Here is a 2,658-nt window from a genome sequence, read left to right as displayed (position 1 = left end):
TTTTTTTAATTCAATTGAAAATTGAATTAAAAAAAGAAGTTTCAGGGTTTTAGGGATGAAATCCCTAACGTGCTTAGGTTTCTCAATGAAATTGAGAAACGTCTAAGCGCGCCATCAAAATTTTGATGGAAGTGCAGGCGACAATATCTAGAACGAACTTTAACAAAATTGCGTACCTTGGACGTAATTATTTTGTTATCGTTCTTTGAGAATTGAGCATGTACTTTTGCGGTATCTGAATTAAGGAATTGAATATGAATAATGAATGGCTGTCTGAAAAAATTACCTACATTTCTGCATTAAAGAATCCAAGTGATGCTCAAAAACTTCTATTGGAATTGGCTCAAATTCAGTACCGAACACCTGAACAAGAAAAGAAATTAAATGCCCTTATCAAAGCTGAAAAAGCTATAGATCGAGCAAATAAACAGAAAGTCGTTGTTAGAAAATTACTCAATGCGGAAAAGGAAGCTGAACGTAAAGCTCGTACACGTCACCTCATCCAATTAGGCGCACTTTTTGAAATTGCTAACCTAGATCAGCGTGACCCCGCCGAATTACTTGGAGTTCTGCTTAAAACTGCTGAAATTGATCCAAATGATATGAAATGGCAAATTTGGAAAGAATTAGGACAAGAGATATTAAATCAACGTAAAATTAATTAACTACAAGAAACTTTTGCACCTTGAAACCTCATGCTTTATCTAACTTATAAGTTGCGATCTTAAAAATGAAAGAGATACGCGCTCATGTTGTTTTTAGTTTTAACTGGATAAAGCATAAAGCCATGCGTGGTTCAAATCCACTGTAAGCCTTGAAATAAATAGAAAAATCAAAAGGGCAGATAGGCTTCCCCTTTTCTGCCCAAATAAAAAAACGCCCCTCAGGGCGTTTAATGTACTTTAAAACACATAAGGTCGAACAAAGATCAGGAAGAAAATTCCGAGCATTAAGAACCACTTTAAGAAGTAGTACAGTTGACGGTTGGTTTTCTTCAAGGCTTTAGCTTTGATCCGCACTTGATAGACATAACCAAAGACTTTATTCAGTCCACCCGTTTGATCCCCTGCTTCATTTGGAGAGCTGGCAGCGGTCATAACTTTTTTACCAAACCAGTGATTGAAACGTTCCATAAAGCGTGTCTTTAATGGACGCTCGACATCGGCAAAGAAAATAATGCGGTTTTGATCAGTGGTGTTTTCGGCATAGTGAATATAAGTTTCATCAAAGACCACGCTTTCACCATCGCGCCATGAATAGCGCTCACCATCCACATCAATAAAGCAGCGATCATCATTCGGTGTGATCAACCCCAAGTGATAACGCAATGAACCCGCATAAGGGTCACGGTGACGAACCAAACGGCTGTCAGGTGCCAGCTCGGTAAACATCGCGGCTTTAATGGTCGGCAAGGTTTTCAGCAACGCCGTCGTTTTTGGACAAAGTTCAGCGGCTGATGGATGTGCAGAGTCATACCATTTCAGATAAAAACGCTTCCAGCCTGTTTTGAAAAAGGAGTTAAACCCCAAGTCATCATAACTGCTCGATGCTTTAATTCCGCCTTTTTCATATAAAGCTTTTGCTTCATCACGAATCATTTCCCAGTTTTCATCCAACACTTTTAAGTCTTGAAAATGCTGTGTATCGATATATGGCTGATTCGGTACCTTTGAAAACATGTACATGAGGTAGTTAATTGGCGCAAGAATCGTTGAGTGATCGAAAAATTGACGATAAAACGAGTGACGAACCTTCCCACGTTGCTGAATATAAAGTGCAGAAAGAATAAAAATCGCCAGAATGATCCACTTAATCATATGAAAACCTGGAAACCAAAGAAAACGAAATAAAAGAAAAAGACCAGTATTCGGTCTAGACTGCGAATTGTAGCATAGGCTGCAAAGTACGTCCTATTTCCAGCTTTTCATCACAAGTTTTCATTAATTATTGCAATTGGCACATGGTTTTATTGGAATAAGAAAAGCAAAGAAGTATTTAAAGAACTTAAACAAGCTATTGAAAACATAATTAATTAGTCAAATAGCCTAAGCAATAAAATTAGAATAGATCAAACATCCGCTTATTATTCTTAAACGCTTAATAAGCTCTCAACTTCTCAACTCGCCCCCAAAGCGTCGCACTTCGTGCTTTGGCTTTGGAAACGGTTGAGAGAGTTTCGGCAATACTCTCCCTAAAGGCGGTCATTTAAAAAAATGACGCATCCTTTAAGTATTGCCGATTTACCGTATATTCTTTTGGCTTCGGAGCCACGTATATCGGTCGTATCCGCACATAGCTTTGCAAACTATGCAGACAAGGACTAAAGGTCTTGCACCTCTCCCCACACGCTCCCTGTCGAAGTATGGCGGTATCTCTGCGAGGGTTTCCCCAACATACAACTTAACCAACCTATACAACTACTCTTAACGCTCCGCTTTTGTGAGATTCCCCTGTAGCGGTTTAGCCTTTCGACTATCGCTACGTTGCACCAGTGACACTTATTCCCTCCACATGCAACGCATGCCAATCCGTAAAACGGACACGCAGAAGCAGGCAAAGCTCGATCTATGATGCTTATTTGATGATTAAAAACACGGATTAACGAAGACTTATCATTTTGAGTCTTGATCTAAACACTGTTTATTGTGAAAATAGAGT

Annotated in this window: 2 protein-coding genes; one reads left to right on the top strand and one right to left on the bottom strand. The window is 39.1% G+C overall.

What is annotated here, in order from left to right:
- Positions 1 to 254: 254 nt before the first annotated feature.
- The gene (locus FTV43_RS14895; RefSeq protein ID WP_179995789.1) at positions 255 to 665 is read left to right on the top strand and encodes a conjugal transfer protein TraD; all 411 of its coding nucleotides are present in this window, start codon (positions 255 to 257) and stop codon (positions 663 to 665) included.
- Positions 666 to 902: 237 nt separating this feature from the next.
- On the opposite strand, the gene lpxO is transcribed toward FTV43_RS14895, so the two are convergent.
- Positions 903 to 1,817, bottom strand: coding sequence for a lipid A hydroxylase LpxO (lpxO, locus tag FTV43_RS14890; protein ID WP_125273387.1), 915 nt, complete (start codon positions 1,815 to 1,817; stop codon positions 903 to 905).
- Between the last annotated feature and the right edge of the window lie 841 nt (positions 1,818 to 2,658).

Origin of the sequence: Acinetobacter sp. YH16053 (genome assembly GCF_013417035.1) — a bacterium.
Classification (GTDB): Bacteria; Pseudomonadota; Gammaproteobacteria; order Pseudomonadales; family Moraxellaceae; genus Acinetobacter; species Acinetobacter towneri.
This window is presented reverse-complemented; position numbering and strand designations above follow the sequence as displayed.